The sequence below is a fragment of the Paenibacillus sp. HWE-109 genome (genome assembly GCF_022163125.1).
Taxonomy (GTDB): Bacteria; Bacillota; Bacilli; order Paenibacillales; family NBRC-103111; genus Paenibacillus_E.
The window spans coordinates 6,292,205-6,315,327 of sequence record NZ_CP091881.1 but is presented as its reverse complement, the minus strand read 5'-3'; the positions used below and the strand labels follow the sequence as shown (position 1 = coordinate 6,315,327).

General features: G+C 48.3%; 16 protein-coding genes and 1 riboswitch. Of the genes, 6 read left to right on the top strand and 10 right to left on the bottom strand.

Annotated elements, in window-relative coordinates:
- Window position 1 precedes the first annotated feature (1 nt).
- The 3 genes from LOZ80_RS26985 to LOZ80_RS26975 all read right to left on the bottom strand — a co-directional run bounded on the left by LOZ80_RS26985 (window position 2) and on the right by LOZ80_RS26975 (window position 5,194).
- Window positions 2–970 carry an ABC transporter permease gene (locus tag LOZ80_RS26985; protein WP_238167560.1) on the bottom strand — a complete coding sequence of 323 codons (969 nt, stop codon included), beginning with the start codon at window positions 968–970 and terminating at the stop codon, window positions 2–4.
- Between the two features lie 108 nt (window positions 971–1,078).
- Complete coding sequence (locus tag LOZ80_RS26980) at window positions 1,079–2,734, bottom strand: extracellular solute-binding protein (RefSeq protein ID WP_238167559.1); 1,656 nt, start codon at window positions 2,732–2,734, stop codon at window positions 1,079–1,081.
- Window positions 2,735–2,881: 147 nt separating this feature from the next.
- A complete protein-coding gene (locus tag LOZ80_RS26975) occupies window positions 2,882–5,194 on the bottom strand; it encodes a helix-turn-helix domain-containing protein (RefSeq protein ID WP_238167558.1) in 2,313 nt (770 codons plus the stop codon).
- Window positions 5,195–5,405: 211 nt separating this feature from the next.
- Here LOZ80_RS26975 and LOZ80_RS26970 point away from each other — a divergent pair, with 211 nt between their 5' ends.
- Together LOZ80_RS26970 and LOZ80_RS26965 are read left to right on the top strand one after the other, a co-directional pair.
- Window positions 5,406–6,074 (top strand): TVP38/TMEM64 family protein, encoded by a 669-nt coding sequence (locus LOZ80_RS26970; RefSeq protein WP_238167557.1) that lies wholly within the window; start codon window positions 5,406–5,408, stop codon window positions 6,072–6,074.
- A gap of 183 nt (window positions 6,075–6,257) precedes the next feature.
- Window positions 6,258–7,268, top strand: a complete 1,011-nt coding sequence (locus LOZ80_RS26965) for an LLM class flavin-dependent oxidoreductase (protein ID WP_238173129.1) — start codon at window positions 6,258–6,260, stop codon at window positions 7,266–7,268.
- Between the two features lie 2 nt (window positions 7,269–7,270).
- Here the strand turns inward: LOZ80_RS26965 and LOZ80_RS26960 are convergent, their stop codons facing one another.
- The gene (locus LOZ80_RS26960) at window positions 7,271–7,582 is read right to left on the bottom strand and encodes a hypothetical protein (protein ID WP_238167556.1); all 312 of its coding nucleotides are present in this window, start codon (window positions 7,580–7,582) and stop codon (window positions 7,271–7,273) included.
- A 75-nt stretch (window positions 7,583–7,657) separates the two neighbouring features.
- On the opposite strand from LOZ80_RS26960, the gene infC reads away from it, so the two are divergent.
- Window positions 7,658–8,143, top strand: a complete 486-nt coding sequence (gene infC, locus LOZ80_RS26955; RefSeq protein ID WP_238167555.1) for a translation initiation factor IF-3 — start codon at window positions 7,658–7,660, stop codon at window positions 8,141–8,143.
- A 36-nt stretch (window positions 8,144–8,179) separates the two neighbouring features.
- Here infC and LOZ80_RS26950 read toward each other — a convergent pair whose 3' ends face one another.
- Window positions 8,180–8,965, bottom strand: coding sequence for a C39 family peptidase (locus LOZ80_RS26950; RefSeq protein ID WP_238167554.1), 786 nt, complete (start codon window positions 8,963–8,965; stop codon window positions 8,180–8,182).
- A 154-nt stretch (window positions 8,966–9,119) separates the two neighbouring features.
- A riboswitch (cyclic di-GMP riboswitch) is annotated at window positions 9,120–9,205 on the top strand.
- 80 nt (window positions 9,206–9,285) lie between these two features.
- Between LOZ80_RS26950 and LOZ80_RS26945 the strand changes: the two genes are divergently transcribed.
- Both LOZ80_RS26945 and LOZ80_RS26940 read left to right on the top strand, forming a co-directional pair.
- The gene (locus LOZ80_RS26945; RefSeq protein WP_238167553.1) at window positions 9,286–11,640 is read left to right on the top strand and encodes an EAL domain-containing protein; all 2,355 of its coding nucleotides are present in this window, start codon (window positions 9,286–9,288) and stop codon (window positions 11,638–11,640) included.
- A gap of 17 nt (window positions 11,641–11,657) precedes the next feature.
- Window positions 11,658–12,905 carry a M48 family metallopeptidase gene (locus LOZ80_RS26940; protein ID WP_238167552.1) on the top strand — a complete coding sequence of 416 codons (1,248 nt, stop codon included), beginning with the start codon at window positions 11,658–11,660 and terminating at the stop codon, window positions 12,903–12,905.
- A gap of 83 nt (window positions 12,906–12,988) precedes the next feature.
- Here LOZ80_RS26940 and LOZ80_RS26935 read toward each other — a convergent pair whose 3' ends face one another.
- From LOZ80_RS26935 to LOZ80_RS26915, 5 genes are all read right to left on the bottom strand, one after another.
- Window positions 12,989–16,060, bottom strand: a complete 3,072-nt coding sequence (locus LOZ80_RS26935; RefSeq protein ID WP_238167551.1) for a chondroitinase family polysaccharide lyase — start codon at window positions 16,058–16,060, stop codon at window positions 12,989–12,991.
- A gap of 871 nt (window positions 16,061–16,931) precedes the next feature.
- Window positions 16,932–18,077 (bottom strand): conserved virulence factor C family protein, encoded by a 1,146-nt coding sequence (locus LOZ80_RS26930; RefSeq protein ID WP_238167550.1) that lies wholly within the window; start codon window positions 18,075–18,077, stop codon window positions 16,932–16,934.
- Between the two features lie 109 nt (window positions 18,078–18,186).
- Window positions 18,187–18,774: a guanylate kinase gene (locus LOZ80_RS26925; protein ID WP_238167549.1), complete on the bottom strand. Its 588-nt coding sequence runs from the start codon at window positions 18,772–18,774 to the stop codon at window positions 18,187–18,189.
- A gap of 163 nt (window positions 18,775–18,937) precedes the next feature.
- Window positions 18,938–20,995: a DEAD/DEAH box helicase gene (locus tag LOZ80_RS26920; RefSeq protein WP_238167548.1), complete on the bottom strand. Its 2,058-nt coding sequence runs from the start codon at window positions 20,993–20,995 to the stop codon at window positions 18,938–18,940.
- Between the two features lie 137 nt (window positions 20,996–21,132).
- Window positions 21,133–21,819, bottom strand: coding sequence for a hypothetical protein (locus LOZ80_RS26915; protein ID WP_238167547.1), 687 nt, complete (start codon window positions 21,817–21,819; stop codon window positions 21,133–21,135).
- 278 nt (window positions 21,820–22,097) lie between these two features.
- Between LOZ80_RS26915 and coxB the strand changes: the two genes are divergently transcribed.
- On the top strand, window positions 22,098–23,114 hold the full coding sequence (gene coxB / locus LOZ80_RS26910) for a cytochrome c oxidase subunit II (protein WP_238167546.1): 1,017 nt from the start codon (window positions 22,098–22,100) through the stop codon (window positions 23,112–23,114).
- The last annotated feature ends 9 nt before the right edge of the window (window positions 23,115–23,123 follow it).

The window sequence follows — 23,123 nt, the reverse complement described above, 5'->3', positions numbered from 1 at the left end:
TTTACCAAAGCTTATTATCACTGGTGCGTCGGCTTAGTGTATTGGCCAGAACGAGCAGCGTGAAATTAATGAGGGAGTTGAAGAGTCCGACAGCCGAACTGTAGCTGAAGTTTGATTCGAGAATCCCTTTGCGATAGACGAATGTCCCAATGACATCGGCAGTTTCATAGGTGGTTGGGTTGTATAAGAGCAATATTTTGTCTGCGCCAATGGTCATGAAGTTTCCGATTTGCAGAATAAGCAGAATGACAACGGTAGACATGATACCCGGGAGGGTAATGTTAAAGGTTTGCTGCCAGCGATTGGCACCATCTACTCTGGAAGCTTCGTATAAGGAAGGATCAATGCCAGACATGGCTGATAAATAAATGATGGAGCCCCAGCCTACATTTTGCCAAATATTCGAGGACACATAGATGGACCGGAACCATCCACTCTCCTGCAAAAACGTGATTGGCGTAAAGCCGAACCAGGAGTTTAGGATGTTGTTGATTAACCCGTCACGGGCCAAGAAATCAACGAGCATGCCTGAGATAACAACGATGGATATAAAATGCGGCATATACGTTATCGTTTGGACGGCTCTTTTGAGGAACCTGCTGCGCAGCTCATTCAGCAATAGCGCCAAGATGATGGAGGCAGGAAAGGAAAACAGCAAATCATAGGAGCTCATTAACAGGGTATTGCGTAAAATGCGCCAGAAGTAGAAACTGGAAAAGAAGTCATGGAAATGTTTGAACCCAACCCAGGGGCTATGCAAAATGCCGATACCCGGTGCATAATCTTTGAAAGCGATTTGCAGTCCATACATCGGGACGTAATAAAAAAGGATGTAGTAGACGACTACAGGAAGCAGCATGATATAGACATATTTATTGATTTTGGCATCGCGGATAAAACGATATTTGAACCCGCTCTTATTGACTGCCGGCTTCACGGAGCCGGTCTGTTCTTTGAGTGCTGTGGGCATCGCGTGGCCCCTCCTTCAGCTATTGAGTCGGTGAAAATGGGTGCAAGAAGACGCCACACGGCGAGGAATCTTGTTTCCTCACCGTGAGCTCAGCGTCTAACGGTATACTTATTTGCGAGTGTTGAAGCGATCCAAACCAGCTTGACGTGCTTTAATAGCTTCTTCGATGCCCATGCCTTTCATCGTTTGCACATACTTGTCGAAATTCTCGATGGGTTCCGCATTCATCACGAATTTATTGAACATTTCGTCACGATATGTTTTCACATCGTTCATGATGGAGGCTGTTTTCGTGCTTTCATCGGCTGTTAAGCTGATGCCTGGCATTTGTTTCGTATGATCGGCTGCCGTCCATGCTTTTTGAGCATCACGTTGTGCAGGGATCGTATAGTACTGCTCAATGTAGCGTTTATCCTGAACAAATGGACCGCTCCAGCTTGCTTGGAAATATTTGGCCATGGCTTGCGTGATTGGCAGTTTATCCGGGTTATTCATAATGAGGTCGGTATATTTCGGATAGCCATTCTCCATTTTGTAGCTTTCGCCTTCAATACCGAAGTTCATTAACATAGCGCCTTCTTGACTATATTTGTAGTCAAGCCATTTGATGATTTGATCCGGGTTTTTGGCTTGAGCAGAAACGGCTGCGCCATACCCTGTGAAAGGCATTGTATATTGCCCAAGTGAAGTTGCCGCGCCTTCTTTTAATTTAGGATAAGGAGCTCCTACCAAGGAGAAGCTTGGCGTGGTCGGTTGAACCAAAGTTAAGTAACGGCCAAGACCGGAACCTGCATATCCGGAGTAGGCACCTACCTGGCTATTGGTGATTTTGGCATCTTTCAGCTTGGCATCCGTGATGCTTGCATAATCTTTGTCAATGAGACCATCTTTGTACCAACGGGCCAGTGTAGCTAGAAATTCTTTATATTCAGGCTGAATAGGGCCATACTTTACTTTGCCTTTGTCGTTATAGAAATCGGTTGTAATCCCCCATGCTCCGACGAGGAGGTTGTTGGTATCGAAATCGCCGCCTAAGTTCATATAGAAAGGGATTTCGTCTTTCTTGCCATTGCCGTTCGGATCTTTATCACGGAACGCTGTTAACACGGTTTCCCATTCAGGGATGGTTGTCGGTACTTTGAGGCCCAATTTATCTAGCCAATCTTGGCGGAAAATAGGTCCATTAACAACACTCAACTGCTCGTCTCCAAGCAAGAAAGGCATCACATAAATATTGCCTTCATCGGTTGTAATCATTTTGCGGAATTCTGGATGATCTTTCAGCACTTTCGTTAAATTGGGTGCGTTCTTCTCAATCAGTTCATTCAAACGAAGAATTTGTTTCCCTTTAATTAGTGAATCTGGGCTTTGGGCGGTCGATTGTCCCATCCCGGATGCGAAATTGTACTCAATTACGTCAGGTAAGCTGTTAGAGGCTAACATGATATTGAATTGATCTTTTTCTTGACCCGTTGGTGGATGTTGAAATTCTACCTTAGTGCCGGTTTTCTTCTCGATCTCTTTGTAGGCGGCCATCTCATTGTAGTTTTTCATCACAGCGGCCGCATTGCCGTTCATAGGAACCCAGTACTTGAAGGAAGTAGGATACTTCACTTCTGGGGCTGCAGAGGATGCTGCGCCTGTGGAAGTTCCTGTTGCTGCCGGGGATGGCTTAGCCGTTTCGCTGCTGCATCCTGCAAGTAACAATGAGAGTGCTGTAGCTGTGATCACGGTAAACTGAATCGCGTTTTTTTTTCTGTTCATGCTTGGGTGACCCTCCTGTGCATATTGTTTTACGGTTATCGCTGTCCGCAATTTCAATATAGAAGAACAGACTCCTGCTGCCTACAATACGTTCTAATGAAGGATAAACACCGCTTCAGATCAAGGATAAACCAGTTTTCATACCCTCTAACTGTCTTTCAGATTATCGCTTCTTTGCTGCATTTCGCGGTATTTCCCAGGCGTAATTCCTTCCATTTTCTTGAAAACGCGAATGAAGCCAATATCGGTCGAATAGCCAACTTGCTCAGCAACTTGCAGGATCGTCATACCTGGAACCGCGAGCCAGCGCTTCGCTTCTTTCATCCGCACCTCTATCATATAGTCGGTCACGTTAATGCCATATTGTTTCTTGAACAATCCGGACATATACTGCGGTGTCATTCCGAAATGTTCAGCGATGGAAGTTAAGCTAAGGGAGTGATCCCCGTAGTGCTCATCAATGTAGGTCTTCATTCGTTCATTCCAACGTTCATTATGCTCGGATCTAGCCTCTTGAACGCTGTTGCAAATAAATAAGCACAGATCTTTCACTTTCTTCAGCATATCGTCAGCAGAGGTGCTGTTAATAATCAGTTTAACAGGGTCGGTCGCACCGACCTGCCATTGCTTCTCGTCAATTTTGAGCGCATTCGTTACTTTCAGCACCGTTGACAGCAAGTTTAGAAATAACAGCTTGCCTAGTTCAGGTGTCGTGTCGCGCGTCCCCATATTGTGCTCGTACAGTTCATTAAGCAAACGCTCGACTTGGTCATATTCGCCGCTTTTGAGACAATTGATGATCTGCGCCTCGATTTCCATCGGATAGTGATAGTACGTTCGTTCCTGGATACGGATTTCATTGTAATGAATGACGGAGCTGATGCCATGAATAATCCGATAATCAAGGGCGTTGAGAGCCTCGTTGTAGCAGCGTGAAGCTTCCAGTCTTCCCCTTTGGAAGGAACTGGTTGCGATGGTGATCTTCATCCGAAAGCGACCTTCGATGATGGCTTTGAGTTCGGTAATTAACGCATCGCGATTGCGGAATGTTTCCTCGGAATCATCAGGGACATTCAAGAGCAGCGCTAAGCGATTGCTGTCGGTCTCTGTGACATAACCGGAATTGCCAATCAATTCGCTGCTTAAATTAAACAGAATAAAACGCACAAGGGCGCGATCACGATCGCTCTCTTCCATTCGGAATTCGTTGCTGTCATCGACTTCAACGAGAATAACGCCAAGATAAGGGTGAGGCAGATCTACGCCCATGAAGGCAAGGGAGTCATCCGTGATCTCCGCTTGTTCCACTTCGCCTTTGAGCAGCCTTGTCAGAAAAGTCGCGCGTACAACGGGAAGATGCCCTGCTAATTGCTGTTCAAGCGCTTTGCCCTCAGCAACGGACTCGGCAATGGAATTGCGGATGAATTCATATTCGTTCGCACTGCCCTGGCGCGGATCGCTTTTTCCTTTATTAAGGCTGTAAACGAGATCGCGAATCGGGCTGTAGCTGCGATAAGCCATCCAATAAGCTGCTGCGCTTCCTGCCGCAACAACAAGTACCAGCAAGAATAAGGCCCATGTCTTCATTTCGTTGACACGTTCCAACACAACGCTCTTCGGAACGAGGGAAATATATTTCCAACCGCTTTTACCGGTCGTATAAGAAAGCATTTGCGGTTTACCTTCAACATCATAGCTTTTGTACCCATTAGAGTTCTCGGTTTCTGCGAGCAAACTAGGGGATAGCTTGTACTGGCTGCTAGTAGATACGATCACTTGGCCTGTCGCATCGAGGATAAACATGGAGCCGTTGTTTACCCATTGAATACCTTTCAATAGATCGAGGATTTGCTGCTCGTTGATCAGCATAATTAAGGTGCCTTCCACATTGCTGTTCTCTCCCAGAGGCAGAGATATGGCGCTGGCGACAACATTTTTGGTTGCTTGATCCGGGCTTGGAGCTGACGTCGGCCAATAGCTTAAATAGTGATAGCCGGTTAGAAGCTTAGAACGGACTTGATCCAAGCTCATACCTGGAAGAGGATATAGACTGGTGAAAAAGGTAGTGGCATCCGTTTTTAAATTCGGGGAAATAACGGTATCTTCATTACGCAAATAAATGTAGAAATCATCAACAAAAGGAGGGCCATTGCGTATCGTTTTTAGCGCGCGGACGGCTTCCTCATATTGGATATATTTTTCACTGTCTTTGAGTGTCCATAAGGTTTGAAGTTTCGGTTGGGTGGCAATTTGGATGCCAAGCTGTTCCAGTTCTTGCAAATTGCTGTCCACGACCTGACGAGCTTGTTCCAGCATAGCTAAATTCGAGCGGTTGGCGTTGTCCACCATGCTTTTCTCCATATTCGTATAGAGGACGAAGGTACCTGAAACAGGAATGAGCAAGATAAGAATATAGGACAGCCATAACGTCAAGAAGATGCTTTTGCGTCGCAGCAGCATGTGAAATTCCTCCAGTAGATGCGAAATAGGCAGATCGGCAAGGAATAAAGTGCGGAAAATAATGGACAGGAGATGGGAGCAGTTTATCATATCTGTTCTTCACCATCAATGGTTTCCTGCGTGTTGATATGTGCCACCAGATTTGTGTAAGATGGAAAGCATATACAGGGCTTCGAAGAAGTTACTTTGTTCGGTACAGAGGAGGGAAGCCATGGCGCGTTCGAAGTCGCTTTGGGTGCTGGTTGGCTGGTTTCTGGCCGCGGGAGCCGGACTGCTTATTATGAAATGGACCGGCGTTTGGGATGAACTGGATTTGGACGGCATCACCGAGTGGCTGCGAGAGCTAGGGCCTATCGGAGGTCTGCTATACATCATTGTCTATACGCTTCGTCCTTTGGTGCTGTTTCCTGCCACACCGTTAACCTTATATGGGGGTTATGTCTTCGGTGCCTTCTGGGGAACCATCTACGATATCATTGGAGCGGGAGCGGGTGCTCTGCTTTCCTTTTACATTACGCGCAGGTGGGGGCGCAATAGCTTCCAACGCATACTTAAAAGCAAAAAGCTGCAATCGTTTGATCAAAAGGCTGAGGAGAAAGGGTTCATGGTCGTTCTCTATATGCGGCTAATGCCTTTCTTTCCCTTCGATGGCATCAGTTATGGAGCGGGTTTATCGAAGATCCGTTTCTGGGATTATACCTGGGGCACCTTGATCGGCATCATTCCGGGCGCCGTGGTATACAACGTATTTGGCGCGTCCCTGCAAGAGATCGGGTCGGTAAAGTTTTATGCAGCGGTTGGCATGTATGCTCTGTTTGCGCTTATCCCTCTGCTATTCAAGAAGAAACAGCCGGGCGAGAAAGCGAAGGATGCAGCTTAAATAAAAATGCTGTCATAAAGCCAGTCGTCTGCCATACACTTTTAGTAAGCAACAAAGTGGGATGCAGGATACTGATGTATAAGTGTATAAAGGACAATGCCTTTAGGGGTTTGTCCTTTTTCTTTTGTTGGCTGTGCGTTGTATAATCAAGATCGGTAGATGATTTAGAAAGAAGGTATGGATGTGCTGAAGCTAAGTATCCTTGATCAATCACCGGTTTCGTCCGGATATACGCATAGCGATGCGCTGCAACAAACGATGGCGTTGGCGCAAGCTGCTGATCGTCTCGGCTACACCCGATTCTGGGCGTCGGAGCATCATAACTCCATGGGACTTGCAGGTTCATCGCCGGAAGTGCTGATCTCCAGCTTGGCTGCCCGTACGAGCCGCATCCGGTTTGGTTCCGGCGGCGTCCTGCTGCCGCATTACAGCGCCTACAAGGTCGCTGAGAACTTCCGCATGCTCGAAGCGCTGTATCCAGGCCGCATCGACCTTGGTATTGGGCGTGCGCCCGGAGGAACGCCCCATACGGCCAAAGCGCTGCGAGGTGTCAGCGCGGATCTGTTCGAGGGACTGGAGCGCTTCCCCGCACAAGTCACAGATCTTCTCGGGTTCCTCACCGACTCGGTGGAACCCGGGCATGTGTTCGAGGGCATCCGCGCCACCCCGTTGGTGGCCGGAGTGCCGCAGGTATGGCTGCTCGGCTCCACCGGGCAGAGCGGGGTGTACGCTTCGCAGGCAGGCGCAGCGTTCTGCTTCGCGCACTTCATTAACGGAGCGGGAGGGCAGCAAGCGGTGCGCAGCTACCGCAGCTCGTTCCGACCGTCCGCACTGAACGTCGTGCCGCAGGCGACGGTGTGCATTTATGTGCTGTGCGCCGAGACGCAGGCGGAGGCAGAAGGGCTTGCGGCTTCCCTCGATTTGCGCATTCTGCAAATGGAGAAAGGCGAATTCACCGGAGTGAAGTCGCCTGAAGAAGCCGCAGATTATGGATACTCGGATTGGGATCAAACCCGGGTTCGGGACAATCGGTCGCGCATGATCGTAGGCGACCCGGGGCATGTGAAGCAGCAGCTGCTGAGTTTAGCGGAAAGCTACCAAGTCGATGAAGTCATGATCGTTGCCGGCGGTTATCACTGGGAAACCAGACTGCGGACGATTGAGCTGCTGGCCGATGCTTTCAACATGCAGTAGCATCATTCCTGTCTTGTTCTCGGGCGTTTCTCTATTTCCTGTGTGACGATGAACGCGAGCTCCTCGTTGCCGAATAACGACAAGACACCCAGCACCGTATCGTCAGGGACTTCGCCGGCTTCTTCTCTAGGAACGGTCAGTTCAAGTGCTTTCTGCAAAGACTCATTGTTCGGCTGATCTGGATAAGCGCTATGATAAAGCGCGGCAGGATCCAGTTGGTGATTAATGCACCACTGAGCAAATACAAGAATCATCATATGCTCTTCACGCTTGTAATTTTCAATCATTTGCTCTTCTAATTCTTTGTTGTTCATAAGTATATATACAGCTCCTTAACCAGCCTCATATAGGGATGGGTTCATTATAGCGAAAGATTAGGTGTAATCACAATGATTAAGAATGAGAAAATCAAAGCATCCGAGGTTCATCTTACAGGACTGCATGGCGAAGATTTGGGCACGATGCCCACGAAGGAAGCCCTTGCTTTGGCGAAACAGCTCAAGGTGGATCTCATCTGCACATCCTTGATGAGCAGTCCGCCGCCTTGCAAGCTGATCGGTTCCGGCCAAGCCAAGCAAGAGGCGCTGCAGGAGAAACAGCAAGCCCGCAAAAAGGATCAGCCGCTCAAGGTCAAGGAACTGCGCCTAACGCCGCATATTGAGGACCACGACCTGGATACCAAAAGACAGCAAGCAGAACGAATCCTCAAAGCTGGAGACGCCGTCCTCCTTGTCGTGAAAATTTCCGGCAAAGAAGGGGCCAAAGCCAAGGAATTGCTTGAGAACCTGGTGAAAGATCTAAGCGCAAGCGGGCGTAAACAAACAGGCATTCAGTTAAGTGGCAAGCAGGCTGCGGTACAACTAGATCCGCTTTAAAAAAAGCATGGACAAGCTCAGATTCACTGAACTTGTTCATGCTTTTTTGTTGATGATGATGGCCTGCGAGCCCATCCGTTCCCACGCATATTTGAAATCTGCTAATGCGTAAGATTCCTGCCCGCCAGTCATAGGATCGTTCATATACGCAAAGTCAGCATCCCAACTAGTCAGGAGCAAGGCATGTTCCGGTTGATACCACTCAACAAGCTCGCCTTCTTCGTCCTGCCACTCCAGGTCCAGATAAGGAGCATCCATATGCTCGGTTGCCCAAACCATAGCGGGATTCCCGCCAGCGACGACGCTTAGCAAATTCTCAAATGAAGATTCGGAAATATCCTTCACCTGCCCAGGCAGCAACCCATCCATTAACTTGGCCATTGGTTTGTGATAAATCCCGTATCCCGCTTGATAAGGATCACCAACGAAGACATCTTTGGGATTGCCGCCAATAAAGGCGCCATCTTCATTTTCATAAGGCATGGGGCCTCTAGGCAGCTTGTCTGCCATCTCTTCTTTGGTAATAGGAAGTCCAGCCCAATTAAGCAGCATCGTTGCGGCTACCGCCTCACAGCCATTCGGAAGCTCAGGCAGCTGGGAAAGAGCAGGGATGATCCCGTGGTCTTCTGCTTCTTCGGGAGTGGGCGTAGGGAGGATGCTTGGTGTAGGTTGCATGACGGAGTGGATATCTGTTCGTACTTCGATTTGAGGCTCAATTGCTGCTACAGCCGATGTATGCTCAGTCGCGGGTGAGGTCATCTTGGCATAAGCGATATCAAAGATGGAGAAAAGCACAAGAAAAGTAAATAACCATTTTTTCATCGTTGTTTCACTTCCGAATTCATCGTTCTTTCCATTACACCATGTGAAACTTGTAAAAGCAATCCTGTCCACTGACATTGACGAAAAATACGTTCGCATGATATAAAATAAATAGGAATAAAGTCCCAGAACTAATGAAAAGAATATTCCGTAAAAGAGATAAGGGCAAACTTGATGAAAGTCAAGGACGCAAAGCTAGAGGGGCTACTCGATTTTGTCGAATGCCAGCCAGTTTCCGCTTTTAGGTGATCAAGAAACCTTCAAGCAAGGTTTCTTTTTTTGTTGGATGGAAAAGTACGAAATGATGAGGAGCCTTCTCCATGCTAATAGTTGTGATATCCGCATTGCTTTATGCTATACCCATGTTGCTCTTGATTCGTATGGCGTTGGAAGTATACAGGCGGAATCGGTACAGTTCGCTGAATAAGATAGCGGCGATCAGCTTTCTAGTAGCGATTATTCCTTATATAGGGAACTTTCTAATCAGTTGGGTACCAGCTTCCTATACCTATCCGATTGTGCTAGGATTCATGGACTTTCCCTCCTTTTTTCTGATGTGTTTTATGGTTCATTTCTCTTTAAGGCTAACAGGCAGATTCCGAAGAATGTCGAAAATCTCAGTATTTTTGTTATGTTATGGGTCTTTAGTACCAAGTGTTGTTTTGCTGCTGCCGCTTTCCTGGTTTTCCGTCGACCTTATTCATCAGGGTCCCTGGGAAATAGATATATGGAGCCGTGGTCTTCAATTTCTAACTTTAGGTACAAGCGTATATGCGATGTCCATTTGCCTGATGTTGCTCCTAGTTGGTTTCCGGTATGTAAAACGGTATGATTTACAATTAAAACGCAAACAAATCCGCATCATGTGCATTGGCTATGTAATGACTTATTTCTGGGGCGTATTTTTTTCAGTCTTTGATGAAGCACATGACCTCTTGAACACGATTAATTATCCGGATCTTGCGATGCTCTCTATGCTTTGGTTTGGTTACTTTCTGCGTTATGCGATAATGAAATACGATTTCTTGCCTTCTATTAATCAAACGTATCAGATGCTGTATGATCTTTCCCCAGTCTCCATTATCGTGGTGAATCAGGAGGGGATTATTGTGGATTTAAATCCTCAAGCGGCGCAGCTACTGGAATATTTACCGAATGAACTAATGCTGGAGCCTATTGGAAAGTTCGTTGGAGAAGAGAATACGATGAGCGGAGGGGCGTATTACCAAACACTGCCTGTGGAATGTTCCGTCATTACAAGGACCGGCAAGGTGAAATCGGTAAAAACAGAGAGCCATGATATGATTTGGCGAGGAGACCCACTGCATTATGTGCTTCTGACGGAAATCAAAAAAGATGTTGCAGCGGAAGATAAAGTTCAATATCTGGTTGAACATGATGCTCATACCGGACTCTTGAACCGAGGTTCCTTTCTAGATCATTTGGAAAATTATTTGGTCAATGACAGTTTTCAGGCCTTCGCCGTCATCTTGGTCGATATGGATAAGTTCAAACAAGTGGATGCTGCGCTTGGTATCGGTGCAGGTGATTCGCTGCTAAAGCAAATAGCTGATTTGCTAAAGCAAACAGCACCGCGACGTGCGCTAGTATCACGAATAGGCGAAGACGAGTTCGCTCTAATCGTTCCTGCAATAAGTGACCAGCAAGAACTGGAGTCACTTGCTCAAAGCCTATTGGATGTATGCAACCATCTATTCGTTTTTGATGGCAAAGACCTTGTTGTTACCGCAAGCATGGGGATATGCCTGTCGCCGCTTCATAGCAAACACGCTGAAGATCTGATGAAGTATGCAGATATGGCGATGTACGAAGCAAGAAGCAAAGGGCCCGGTGATTTCGTTATCTATGAACCCTCCCTTCGGCAAGTTGAGCAGCATCGCTATCTGCATAGTCTGGGCATCAAAAAAGGCATTGATGAAGAGGAGTTCGTACTTCACTATCAGCCTCTCATTGAAATGCAGACAGGTTATATTATCGGGGCTGAGGCGTTGATACGCTGGGTAAGACCAGGCATTGGTTTCCTGCCTCCTGATGCTTTCATGCTTGCTGCTGAAGATGACGGGAGCATTTTGGAAATCGGCTACTGGGTGTTGAACAGAGTCTGTGAACAGCTGAAAGTCTGGGAGCAGGAAGGATTGTCCACATTACCAGTCTCTGTGAATTTATCGACGCGGCAATTTTTGGATCCCCATTTTCTGGACAGGCTAGCTGAGGTGCTTGAACGAACGAACGTACGACCTGCTCACCTTTGTTTGGAGATCAAAGAGCAAACTGCGCTGCTTGACGTCTACCTAACATGTCAAATTTTCGAAAAAATTCAGGAATATGGGGTCAAGCTTAACATCGATGATGTGGGATCCGGCTTTCCCTCCGTATTCTTGCTGCATAAGCTGCCTTTCGATGCTGTAAAACTGGATCCAACGTTCCTCCGGGATATGTTGAAGAGTGAAATGGATCAAGCTACTATACATAGATGGATTGCCTTGTCGCATAGTCTAGGGAAAAGAGTCGTTGCCAAGGGTGTGGAGGAATTCGAACAGTGGGAGCTGTTATCTCAACTAGGCTGTGATGAAATTCAAGGCTATTTCTTAAGCAAACCGCTGGATGCCGGGAATATTGTCCGATTCATGAACCAAAAGCTGGCAAGTGTCTAACTTGGTGGAGGTAGCGAATGAAACGTCTGTATGTAGGGATAATCGGGGTTTTTGGTGTCTATGTGTTAACTTTTGTTGTGTATTTGTTAAAAGGGGATTTATTTCATATTCCGCATGAAATGGTAGGCACGTTGGCAGATCCGCATACCTTCATGACGAACGAAGAAATCGCAAAGGCAGAATCGTTATCCCGGATACGCTCACTAGCTTACTTTGTAAGTTCTCCACTGCAAATCGGGTTAACGCTCGTTCTGCTCGGTGCAGCGGTTAGATTCCGCAATGGCGTGGAAAAGCTGTTCAGAGCATCATTTCTGCAAATGGCTGCTTTTGTTCTTTTGTTCAGTCTCCTTCTGGACGTGCTCTTCCTTCCGGTAGATATCTTCCTGTACCGAATCGATCGGGCATACGGGATTTCGACCGAAACGCTAGCTATCTTTTGGAGTGATCAAGGTAAGGATTTTGTAGTGAATCTTCTGGGCACGATTGTGATGGCAGCCATATTTAGATGGCTGCTTCGAAGAAGCCCCCGGCGGTGGTGGATATGGTTCTGGTTCATCTCGATACCGATGATTTTGTTTATTACTTTTATTCAACCCGTTGTGCTGGATCCTCTGTATAATGACTTCCAGCCGCTTCAGAACCAGGCGTTGAAACAGCAGATTCTGCATCTTGCTGCACAGTCGCATATTCCTGCTGATCAAGTTTACCAAGTGAATATGTCAGAACGGACTTCAGCGATCAATGCCTATGTCAATGGGATCGGGGGAAATGCCCGTATTGTCCTCTGGGATACGATGCTGCAGAAGCTGCAGCCGGACGAAATATTAACGGTGATGGCTCATGAGATGGGACATTACGTTGAGCGTCATATTTATCTGGGCATCCTGTATGGGATTGCGCTTAGTTTTGTAGGATTTTGGCTTGCTTCACTTGCCTATCGCTTCTTTGTACGAAGATGGGGAAGCGTATGGGGGATAAAAGGGGAGCAGGATCTGGCAGCACTGCCTGTGTTGTTGCTAATTGTTACCCTAATGAGCTTCATATCGGCTCCTGCCCAGAATGCTTTTTCACGCGTGATTGAACACAGAGCTGATGTGTATTCGATGCGAATGACTGGCGACGGCAGCGCGGCGATTCGCGCTTTTCAGCAGATTGCCAAGGTCAATCTGAGTCCTGTTACACAACCTAAGCTGGTGCAGTGGTTTCGGGGTTCGCATCCGACGATTATGGAGCGGATTCGTTATTTTGAACAGTTTGATCATTAACGTAAGTTTGTGACGCCACAGGGATAATAAAAGGCCTGCCCGACAGCTCATGTACCACATGGCTGAGGGCAGGCCCTCTGCTTTTATTTCACTAGCGTGATGTCAATCGACTTACCGTGTACGGTGTCGAATTCTACGGTCGTTGTCGTCCCGCTGGTACTGATAACGCGTGCTTCGCTGCTCACATTCTTCAAATGCCATATGCCGTTTAGTATGAGCGTGTCCTTCTTCATGGCGCTCGGAGTCAGCTCTGTGGCAATCCGCAGATCGGGATCGGCCACGCTCAGCACGGCTTCATTCGCGCTAACGGACTGAACCATCGCCATAATCGGATCACTGCTGCTTCGAATCAAACCCTGATTGACCGGCACGCTGCTGTTAAATATGGCGTAACCGGTAATCTCCTTGCCCGGCTCCGTATTTTTAACAATATGGGCATTGCTGTTTTTTTGCAGAACGGTATATTGCGTGTTGTTCGCGAAATTGGCAGTACCTTGGGCGCCTGCAGCTATCTTGATAGCATATTCGTAGTCAGCAGATGCCGGTGCAGAACCATGATTGATATAGGCTGTCGTGTAATTGCCGGACGTATTTTTTGTGCCCGCGTTGTTCTTGGAATTTTGTACCCCACGCGCAATCACAGTGCCAGCCGCATTTGGCAGTACATATCCGTTGCCGTAAGGATCGACGATCCAGGCCGGGCTTGGACTCGTGATCGTGCTCGCATACGTCGCACTGACAACAGAAGTTGTAGAATTAAACCAGAATGGCATCGAGGTGCTGGGCATGTAGGATTGGAACAAGGTGGTTTCCGTGTTGTGAGCGGAATCTGTGTTTTGAATATCCGAGCCTAAGCTGACAATTTTATCGCCAAAAAAGAAGACCGATTTGTTCGCGCGGAAGCTTGAATCATAGACGGTATCGTGCAGTTTCATGGCAAAAACGCCATATTTGTTTTGAGATGAAACGCCTCCTGCGAATTTGCTGTCCGAATAAGAGTTCATCGGACCGTTAGTCGAAGCAAGTTCAGCCAGTGGCAAGTGCTTCACCGTCGTACCTGGCCAGCGGTTCCAATCCCATCCGTTTTCTACATGTATTCCACTTTCGACGATTCCCGACGTCAGTCCGTTCTGCAGAATTTGCATATTGCCGTAACTTTGATATCGGCCGTATATATTTTGATTGTCTGAGGCTTCGAAATCCCAGGCATAGTGGCTCCAACCTTTAATTCCGACCAAACGGTCATTAATTCGGTTAACGGCCATTGCGCCGTATGGCATGACCCAGTACCCTTGCGGATTTGCCTTCGCAGCGAAACCTGCCTTCGTCAGGTTGTCTGCGAGCTGCAGGCCGCCGAGCGTATCCAGATACTCAACGCCGTACGAGTCGGATTGTCGGAAAAGGCCTTGCAGCACTTTGGATTGCGGATCCCACAGTCTCATGAAAGTAGAGGCGAGTTCCGTGTCTATTGGAGTTTTCGCCATAGCTAGATAGGCGTATCCCTGCAGGCTCGTAAGCGGGCTTGTTGCTGCGGGGAAACGTCCGGTCGCACCGACAGGCATGACATATTTATTGGAGGCCAGCTCCAGTGTGAGCAGTGCTTTTTTGATATTATTGAATACGCCGTCGGACAGAGCGTAAGGAGTTCCGCTCAGGAAGTAAGCGATCAGGGCCGTGCTGTGTATCGCATGATCGCCATATGCATTCAAGTAAACGCCTTGATGATGGAAAAGCGTCCCGTCAGGCTTGATCGTATCAGCGAGTCCAGGCGCAATTTGGAGCGCTTGCTCATACAAGCCGACAAGGCCCTTCATGTACTGTACCTTCTTCGGCGTATTATCCATGCCCAGAACATAAAGCAGATCGTACATGAATTTTGTTCGCATTTCGTCCGCTGTCGTCTCCACATAGACGGAGTTGTCGAACGTTTTGCCGAAATTGGAGTACCAGAAGATCGTGTTCAGCTCCCGATTGAAAATCCCTGCCGCCTTCAGCTCATCGCGCATGAGATAAATAGCATGGAAATACCCGCTGTTGTTGTTTGTTTCATGATCCTGAGTGCCGATTGAGCTGCCCTCGGCCCACCCTTGGTCATTCATATAGTCGAGCACGTCGAGCACTTTTTGTTTGCTTGTCGCATTGCCGTTGATTTTGTAATCCAAAACGAGCGGCAACAGCACGGTCTTGCTGACATTGTCGCCGAATTTGGGCGAATGCGGGTCTGCGTTGGCGTACAGCGCTTCTCCGGTGATAGCGCCTCCTGGGTGTCTGACGATATGCAGCGCATTGTAAGCAGCAAGTCCATTGCGAATGAAATTTTGGAGGCCGTCATAACGCATTTTCAGCGGCCCGCTTAAGTTCGCATACTGGAGCGCATCGCCGTAAACCCACTTCTCGTACTTGGTTGAGATCGCATTGAACGCATCGGTTTCCTGTTGCGTAATGGTCGATGGCAGCGGGATCGTTGGCTGCTGTTGGCTGTAATAGTAGACATTATCCCATGTGCTGCCGCCAACGTTAATGCCCGGTTTAGGCATCTGGTAATCAGCCGACCTTCTCTGAACCATAGATGGCGAAAATTCCAGATTGTCCAAATAGAGACTTCCCGAGGGCACCGAAGCGGGCGGAACGATCTGCATCGTCTCAAGCGCTTCGTTCGGATTTTGCGTATAGGCCGGATTTCTGCCCTCTTCTCTGAACTTGACCCAGACGGCCCGCCATCCCTTGAAATTCAGATTCACTTTGAAGGTGTAGTGAAAGAGGCCGCTGTTGATTTCGGCGGTTTTGCCGAAATTAAATGTCACATGATCGTTAACCGGATTCTCGTTGTAAATCCAAAGTTTCATACCGCCATGTTTGACATTGGCCGTCGCCAGATTGGCAGGCTGCGTATCGCGCAGCTTGGAACCGTTCGACCACGTCCACTGCATGGACTGGCTTCCGTGTTTGTAATGTTTGCTGGAGAGCACGGTGGTGCCGCCGTTCTCGACACTCCATGTTGAAGGCAGCGCAGCTGCCTCGAAGGATTCCGTCTTGGAGTAATCGTCAGCAGCGAACGTACTGCCGGGATATGCTTCCAAGCTTGAAGCGATAAGCAGCGCCGCAGCCAGAAGCCGCATGCCGTGTTTCCTTCCTTGTGGTACTGTTGAGTCCATCAAAAATTCCTCCTTCGTTTTTTTATGATAAAGGCCATCTTTGTCGAGAGGAACAGGGTACATTCCTTTGAAAATTAGCCTCTAGTCAGCCGACTTGAATTCGCTCGTGCAGATCAGTCCCCTTAGCAATAAGATATACTTTGATTATCGGAGAAAAATTTGGGAATTGTTATAAAATTTATAAAAATAATTAAAAATATATATTTTTGCCTGTAATTAGTATATTTTTCTGGCAGTTGTAACTATAGATTCCGGCCGGGGAGAAGTTTCTACTGTGTGAGGCTGTGTGAGACTGCAAGAGGCCCATGCAATTGAGCATGGGCCTCTCGATATTATTGTAAATGTTATTTCATACTGGGTGTGCATTCATATTCGGAGAGTCTGAGATAATGGAGCTTATTCCCTGCTGGATCATCAAAATAAAACCAACTGGAGATGCTTTATTTTTTGAAAGCTGCTGTTTTCGAGACCTAGTTCCCTCTAGGGCTAAAACGCTCATATTGGATGAGTTAAATAGAAGTTGGGAGAAAGCTGGGAGTAGCAGAAAGGTAGAGTAGCTGGATGATTTGGGCGATACGGCAGCACGTCCCGCGAAAGGGAACTACAGTGCGCTATTATAGCAAAAAGTGTCATTCTCGCGAGCTAAAGGGAACTACAGTGCGCTATTTAGCTTTTTCATGGGAAATTCAGCGCATTTCGAGGAAATAAGACCCTGTAGTTCCGCTAATACCTTAGCATCGCTGATACTTGCCCAAATAAGGTCCTGTAGTTCCCAATAGGGAGTGTCCCTAAAGAGACGTATCCCTCGGGGCGGCAGTTCTCCTAAGTTGACATGCGTTCTTATATGGATCATACATATAGTGGTTAAAAATTAGTCGTTTCTACGTGTCATTTGCTGCCACACGGAACCTTCTGCGGCGTGACCGCCTTCGATGCGCTCCAAGGCAATTTTCACCTGCATGCGGACTTCAAATTCCGGGTCATCACCAGCTTCATGAAGGTCGCCGAGCACGGTGTTGTCGCCAACTTCGTACAAGAAACGCGCTGCGCGCCAACGGACCAGCTTGTTGCGGTCCTTCAATGCCTTGGCCATTGCCGGCATGGCGGCAGGGTCGCCAATATCGGATAGCGTATCGCCAGCCGTCCGACGAACAGAAGCGGTAGCGTCCTCTAGCGCACGATACAGATAAGGCAGCACCTCGGGTTCCTTGATATCCCCGAGGTAGACGGTCGCCAGTCGGCGGATCGACGTGTTCTCGTCCTGCAGGGCGTGGACGAGCAGGGGCAGCGTCTCTAGCGACGGCTGGATCTTCTGAAGCGCGGCGTAGCGCTGCTTCCAGTCGCTGTGACGCAGCTGCGCGGCGGCTGCGTCTAAGTCCAGCGCCTCTGCGGCGGTTTCCTCCGCAGAGGTTTCCGGGGTCTCCTGCATCGCAAGGGAGACCAAGCTTTCGACGCGGGCGTCGTCGTAAGAAGCGTCCAGCTCCTGGACGACTTCGCCCGCGATGTCCTTGAGCTCGCCGTAGCGCACGCCGAGCTCTTCGAGCTTCCGCTCCTTGATCAGGTTCGGCGATGCCGTACCTGCGCGGACTGCGGCTTCCGTGAAGCGCTCGGGCATCGCCGAGCGCACTTCTTCGGCGCCTGCGCGCACCCGCACCTGGAGCGGGATGCCGCGAAACATCTGCACGAGGACTTGCGCCTCTCCGAAGGCTGCGTCAGCCTGTGCCTGCTCAGGCGGCAAGCCGCTGTCCGCAGAAGGCTGGGCTTCGCCGAAAATTTCACGAGCTCTGGCGAGAATAAACTGCCAGTCCCCTTTGGATGTCCGATCAGCGGCAATGAAATCAGCCGCGTGGAAGACGCTGATCACGCCCTGAACGGCGAGCAGCTGCTGAATAGCTTCCGGGGCTTCTGCCAAATTAGCTTTGGTATACGTTTTTCGTACGCTGGCTGGCAGTGACTCATCCATATTCAGTTTCATTGAATTCGGGCTAGGTGTAGGTTCTATGGATATAATTTTCAAGTGGAACAACTCCTTCACGAAGAATATCATAGCCGAAATTGTATTGCATTACGTGAAAAGACCCGGACGGATGACTTCGTCCAGGCCTGTTATAGGCAGTTATGCCGTGTTAATCCAAATCAACTAGGTTGCGATTTAAATAAAGATCCAATGTTTTGGTTAAATCGAACACGGTGTGTGCGAGATCTACGTTCTCAAACACATGATCGCATTGATCACGGAAATCGAGCTCATCTTCGTAATACGAGAGGTATTTCGCGATGATATCTTCCGTGTCTCCACTTTCTTTCATCCGTTGTTCCAGCTTTTCTCTGTCCGCATAGATGAAGATCAATACGACTTGATCACCATACAGCTTTTTGAGGGTTTCGGCACCAAAACGGTTCAAGATTAAATAGATGCTTCCGCTTAGCTCGAACATCTGTTCAATATCTGCGCTTTTGATTCCGTACAAATGATCATTTACCGTACTGACTTCAATAAATTCATCATTGGCTTGCGCCTGAACAAACTGAGCAGGCGAGATAAAATGATAGTCTTGACCATCTTCTTCGGTAGCCCGGGGCGGCCTTGTTGTGTAAGAGATAACTTGCTTCATGCCGAGTGTAGATCCTGACATTTCTGCGACCGTCTTACGACCAGCACCGTGAGGACCTGTGAATACAAAAATCATTTCCTTGTCCTTCAATGCGTACATGGAACATACCTCCTTATTTTATGAACAGTGGGGGGTAAATCCTACGTGCGTGCAACGGTATGAAACGATTTTGGACCAATCAAGTAGGATTGCGTTAAACCGTATCTTTATTTTACAACGTTCAGCGTATTCGGTAAAGACTTGCCGAGAAAGCGCTTTTTTCTTAGCGCTTTCCGCCGCGACCGCCGCCGCGAGGCGCGCTGCCGCGTGCACCGCCGGATTGGCCGCCGCGCGGCGAACCGGATCTGTCGCTGCGCGGTGCAGAGCTGCGCGCACCGAAGCTTTCGCCGCGCCCACGTGCTCCGCCGGCGCGTTCGCCGCCGGATTGCCCGCCGCGCGTCGCGCTGGGTCTGTCGCCGCGAGGCGCACTGCCGCGTGCCCCGAAGTTGTCGCCGCGAGGTGCACTGCCACGGGCGCCAAAGTTGTCGCCGCGAGGCGCTGCACCGCGCGCGCCACGCTCAGCGCTGTCCCCGCGGGGAGCGCTGTCGCCACGGCCTTTGCCGCCGCGAATGGTACGTGACGCGCTTGCCGCGTCGTCACGCCCCGTGCCGGCGTACTTGTTGTATGGCGAGTAAGACTTATCGCCATGTGGAGCTGAACGCTTGCCATCGGCGCGACCAGCTGTGCGCGGAGCGCGTTCTGCATCTCCGCCACCGCCATAGGACTTGGTTACACGTGCTTTAGCAGCACTCATGTTATCACCGCGGCCCGTACCGGCTTGCGTGATGGCAGGTTCTTTGGCGACAGCCCGGCCCCATGTGTTCGGATTGCGTTCCGAATTCACTTTGGCAGGACGTGCGCCCGTTCGATTACCCCCAGGAGCATCGCTGCGTGAGCCGAATTTGTCTCCACGGGCACCAGATGAACTTCTGGCGCCGCCATATTGGACGTTAGCTCGGTCTGCGCGACCACCGGATCTACCGCGTGCTCCGCGTTGCTCCGAGGATGCGCCGCTGCGTTCGCCACGGCCGCCGCGAGCAGGAGCGTTCCCACTTCTGCGTGCGGAGCCTCTGCCTTCGCTTTCGAAGTTGTCCTCTGAGTTCGAACGTACGCGTCTTTGTCCGAGCTCGCCACCTCTAAGGGACATTTTGATGCCTTTTTCGATCAACTCAATTGTATCCATGTCTCTCGGTGTCGCGAAAGTAACAGCTACTCCGGATTCGCCCGCACGGCCCGTACGACCAATTCGGTGAATATAGCTTTCTGCATCCTGCGGCACATCAAAGTTGAAGATATGGGTGACACCCTCCACATCTAATCCGCGTGCTGCGATATCCGTAGCGACCAAGAGCTCGATACGACCTTCTCTGAATCTTTTCATAACCTGTTCACGTTTGGCTTGAGATAAATCGCCGTGAAGCTCATCGGACATCAAACCAATTTCCTGCAAAACTTCATTTAAAGCGATAGCCTTTGCTTTGGTCCGACAGAAAATCATCGCCAAATAAGGTTTATATTGTTTAATGGCTGCGATCAGGGCATCTTGTTTTTGACGATCTGTGGTTGGAACAAGTATTTGTTCAATCTCAGCTAAAGTGACTTGTTTGCTTTGAATTTTGATTTCCTTTGCTTCTTTCATATAAGCTTTGGATAAATTCATCACCTGCTCCGGCATCGTTGCTGAGAACAGCAGCGTTTGGCGATAAGGAGAGCACTGCGCAATAATATCCTTCACTTCATGCAAGAAGCCCATGTGCAGCATTTGATCCGCTTCATCTAATACGAGTATTTTCAATTTATAGAAATTGATAGAGCCGCGGCGAAGGTGATCAAGCAATCTTCCCGGAGTTCCTACTACTATATGTATGTTTCCTTGAAGCTTTCTAAGCTGCTTTTCTACATCTTGACCGCCATAAGCAGCCAGCACCTTTGCGCCTGTTACTGGGACAAGGGTTTTTAGCTCGTTGCTGATCTGAATCGCCAGTTCACGAGTCGGCGTAAGAATTAAGGCTTGTACGTCCGAACTCTCTACATCAATTGTTTCTAGTATAGGAAGAACAAAAGCAAGGGTTTTCCCCGTACCTGTTTGTGCCTGCGCAATAACATCCGTACCTTTTAATAAAACAGGAATAGCTTCCCGTTGAATAGGCGTCGGTTCGACGACTCCCTCAGCTTGTAAAACTTGAACGAGGCGATCTCTAATTCCTAATGAGGCAAATCCATTTGACATGGTAAATTGGCCAGCTCCCTTTTTCCTGCTTAATATAGGGACTTTGGTCATAGACCAAAATCTCTCCTTGTTAAAGACGATTCCCTCATTGTACAGGAATGCCAGACAAATGAAAACAGGAGCCGGCCAACAAGCAGTAAATAACTACTTTATAAATAGAAGTAATTCGCTGAAAAATCCATTTCCTTCTATTTATTAGGCAGTTGTTGTGCAGTACCAAAAACGCGGGTAACGGTCTGATTGAAAGTGGGCAGTAAAGGCATGAGGGAATTCCCTTTCCAACTTTCTTGAGCGAAGCTATTCATTTGATTAAGGAAATCACGGTTGGCTGAGATGTACACATCCATGATGTTGGGCTGCAGGAGGCGAATTTTCTCCGCCATCGCTTGTTTGAAGCGGTGGGATAACAGGTCGTGATGAACGGCTGTTTCATAATTGTTATAGCCATTATTTAATTCGTTAGAGGGCAAATAATCATCAAAAGGAGCGCTATCGTTATAAAAGCCTTTATTTGTTCCCTGATTATTCGTTTCTTTCGTTGTCCCTTTCGTACCGACGGCGCTGCTGTCAATCATAAGAGCCACATAAGCATTCTGATCGGTAGTCATCACAATAGCGGTGTTTACGCCATTCATAGCATTAAGCTGGTTAGAAAGGAACTGGCTGTAGTCCAGCTTCGTGTTGTTATGTGTGACAGGTCCAGAAAGCTGCTGGGTTTGATACGCTCTTTCGTTTTCATCTGATTTTTCGACAGGGGCGCCAAAATTCGTGTGGTCGGGACTTTTCCCATACTCTCTTCCTTTTTCTGCACAACCACTGAATGCGAGCATGAGGAATATCATTCCACAAATCGGAAAACCTAACTTCCTAAGCATCTGAGATGACCTCCCATATAGTGTGTAATGTCTTTAGGATGGGATGTTTCCGTACTTTTATTCGTCTTCGCAAATATAGTCATTCGTGCATAAAGAGGTGGTTGTATGGAAATAACCATGAAGGGAAAATATATCGTCATAGAGCGGTTTAAGAACAATTTGTGAACTTCCCTCCAGCGATTGACAAAAACTTTTCACGAATTTATAGTTAATAAAGTGAATTGACATGGGCATGGCCTTCGTGGTAAAAATAATGTTTTAAAAGTGGGGTTGATACAATGAGTGGAATGAAAAAGTTGTGGCGTCTGCTACCCCTAATAGCGGTGATGACGTTCTTGCTAACCGGGTGTGGAGACCCAACCTTGTCTGCTTTACAGCCAAAAGGGCCTGTTGCTTCCGAGCAGTTGTACCTAATGAAATTAAGTCTCTTTATCATGGTTTTTGTCGTAATTGTCGTATTTGCAATTTATGTGTATGTTTTAATTCGCTTCCGCAAAAAAGCGGGCGATGACAGCATACCTAAACAGGTTGAAGGAAGCCATGTGCTTGAGATTATCTGGACGGTTGTCCCGATTCTTTTACTGTTAGTGCTTGCGGTGCCTACAGTATCTTACACATTTAAGCATTCGACCAATTACACGAAGGATAAAGCTGCAGTGCATGTTAAAGTAACTGCGCATCAATTCTGGTGGCAGTTTGAATATCCGGATCTTGGTATTGCTACAGCTCAAGAGCTTGTTGTGCCTAAGGATAAAATTATTGCCTTCGAACTTGTTTCCGCTGACGTAGCTCATGCTTTCTGGGTACCGTCGCTTGGTGGTAAAGTCGATACGAATCCTGGGATCACGAACACGCTTTATTTGCAAGCCGATGAAATCGCAACCTTCCAGGGAAGGTGTACGGAGCTTTGCGGAGCCTCACATGCTTTGATGAACTTTACGGTTGCATCCAAGTCAGAAGCCGATTTCGACGCTTGGGTCGCCAAAATGAAAGCACCTGTTACTGTGCCGGCAACTGCGCAGAAAGGTGAAGAACTTTTCAAAGAGAATTGTATGTCTTGTCATGCTGTTAATGCGAACGGTCCTGGTGTTGCTCCAAACCTCAAAGGTTTTGCAGATCGCGATACACTTGCAGGTATCCTGGAACACACTCCTGAAAACATGGCGTTGTGGATCAAAGATCCGCAAGACCAAAAACCAGGCAACAAAATGCCGGCTTTTGGTAAAGAAGCAGGCGGGAAGCTTGACGACGCTCAGATTAAAGATATTGTTTCATACTTACAGACATTGAAATAAACTTCTCAG

Coding starts and splice junctions, on each gene's coding strand:
- LOZ80_RS26970 (WP_238167557.1), top strand. CDS start 5,406: ATGGCGCGTTCGAAGTCGCTTTGGGTGCTGGTTGGCTGGTTTCTGGCC.
- LOZ80_RS26935 (WP_238167551.1), bottom strand. CDS start 16,060: ATGGACTCAACAGTACCACAAGGAAGGAAACACGGCATGCGGCTTCTG.
- LOZ80_RS26985 (WP_238167560.1), bottom strand. CDS start 970: ATGCCCACAGCACTCAAAGAACAGACCGGCTCCGTGAAGCCGGCAGTC.
- LOZ80_RS26960 (WP_238167556.1), bottom strand. CDS start 7,582: ATGAACAACAAAGAATTAGAAGAGCAAATGATTGAAAATTACAAGCGT.
- LOZ80_RS26920 (WP_238167548.1), bottom strand. CDS start 20,995: ATGACCAAAGTCCCTATATTAAGCAGGAAAAAGGGAGCTGGCCAATTT.
- infC (WP_238167555.1), top strand. CDS start 7,658: ATGATTAAGAATGAGAAAATCAAAGCATCCGAGGTTCATCTTACAGGA.
- LOZ80_RS26950 (WP_238167554.1), bottom strand. CDS start 8,965: ATGAAAAAATGGTTATTTACTTTTCTTGTGCTTTTCTCCATCTTTGAT.
- LOZ80_RS26940 (WP_238167552.1), top strand. CDS start 11,658: ATGAAACGTCTGTATGTAGGGATAATCGGGGTTTTTGGTGTCTATGTG.
- LOZ80_RS26980 (WP_238167559.1), bottom strand. CDS start 2,734: ATGAACAGAAAAAAAAACGCGATTCAGTTTACCGTGATCACAGCTACA.
- coxB (WP_238167546.1), top strand. CDS start 22,098: ATGAGTGGAATGAAAAAGTTGTGGCGTCTGCTACCCCTAATAGCGGTG.
- LOZ80_RS26925 (WP_238167549.1), bottom strand. CDS start 18,774: ATGTACGCATTGAAGGACAAGGAAATGATTTTTGTATTCACAGGTCCT.
- LOZ80_RS26975 (WP_238167558.1), bottom strand. CDS start 5,194: ATGCTGCTGCGACGCAAAAGCATCTTCTTGACGTTATGGCTGTCCTAT.
- LOZ80_RS26945 (WP_238167553.1), top strand. CDS start 9,286: ATGCTAATAGTTGTGATATCCGCATTGCTTTATGCTATACCCATGTTG.
- LOZ80_RS26915 (WP_238167547.1), bottom strand. CDS start 21,819: ATGCTTAGGAAGTTAGGTTTTCCGATTTGTGGAATGATATTCCTCATG.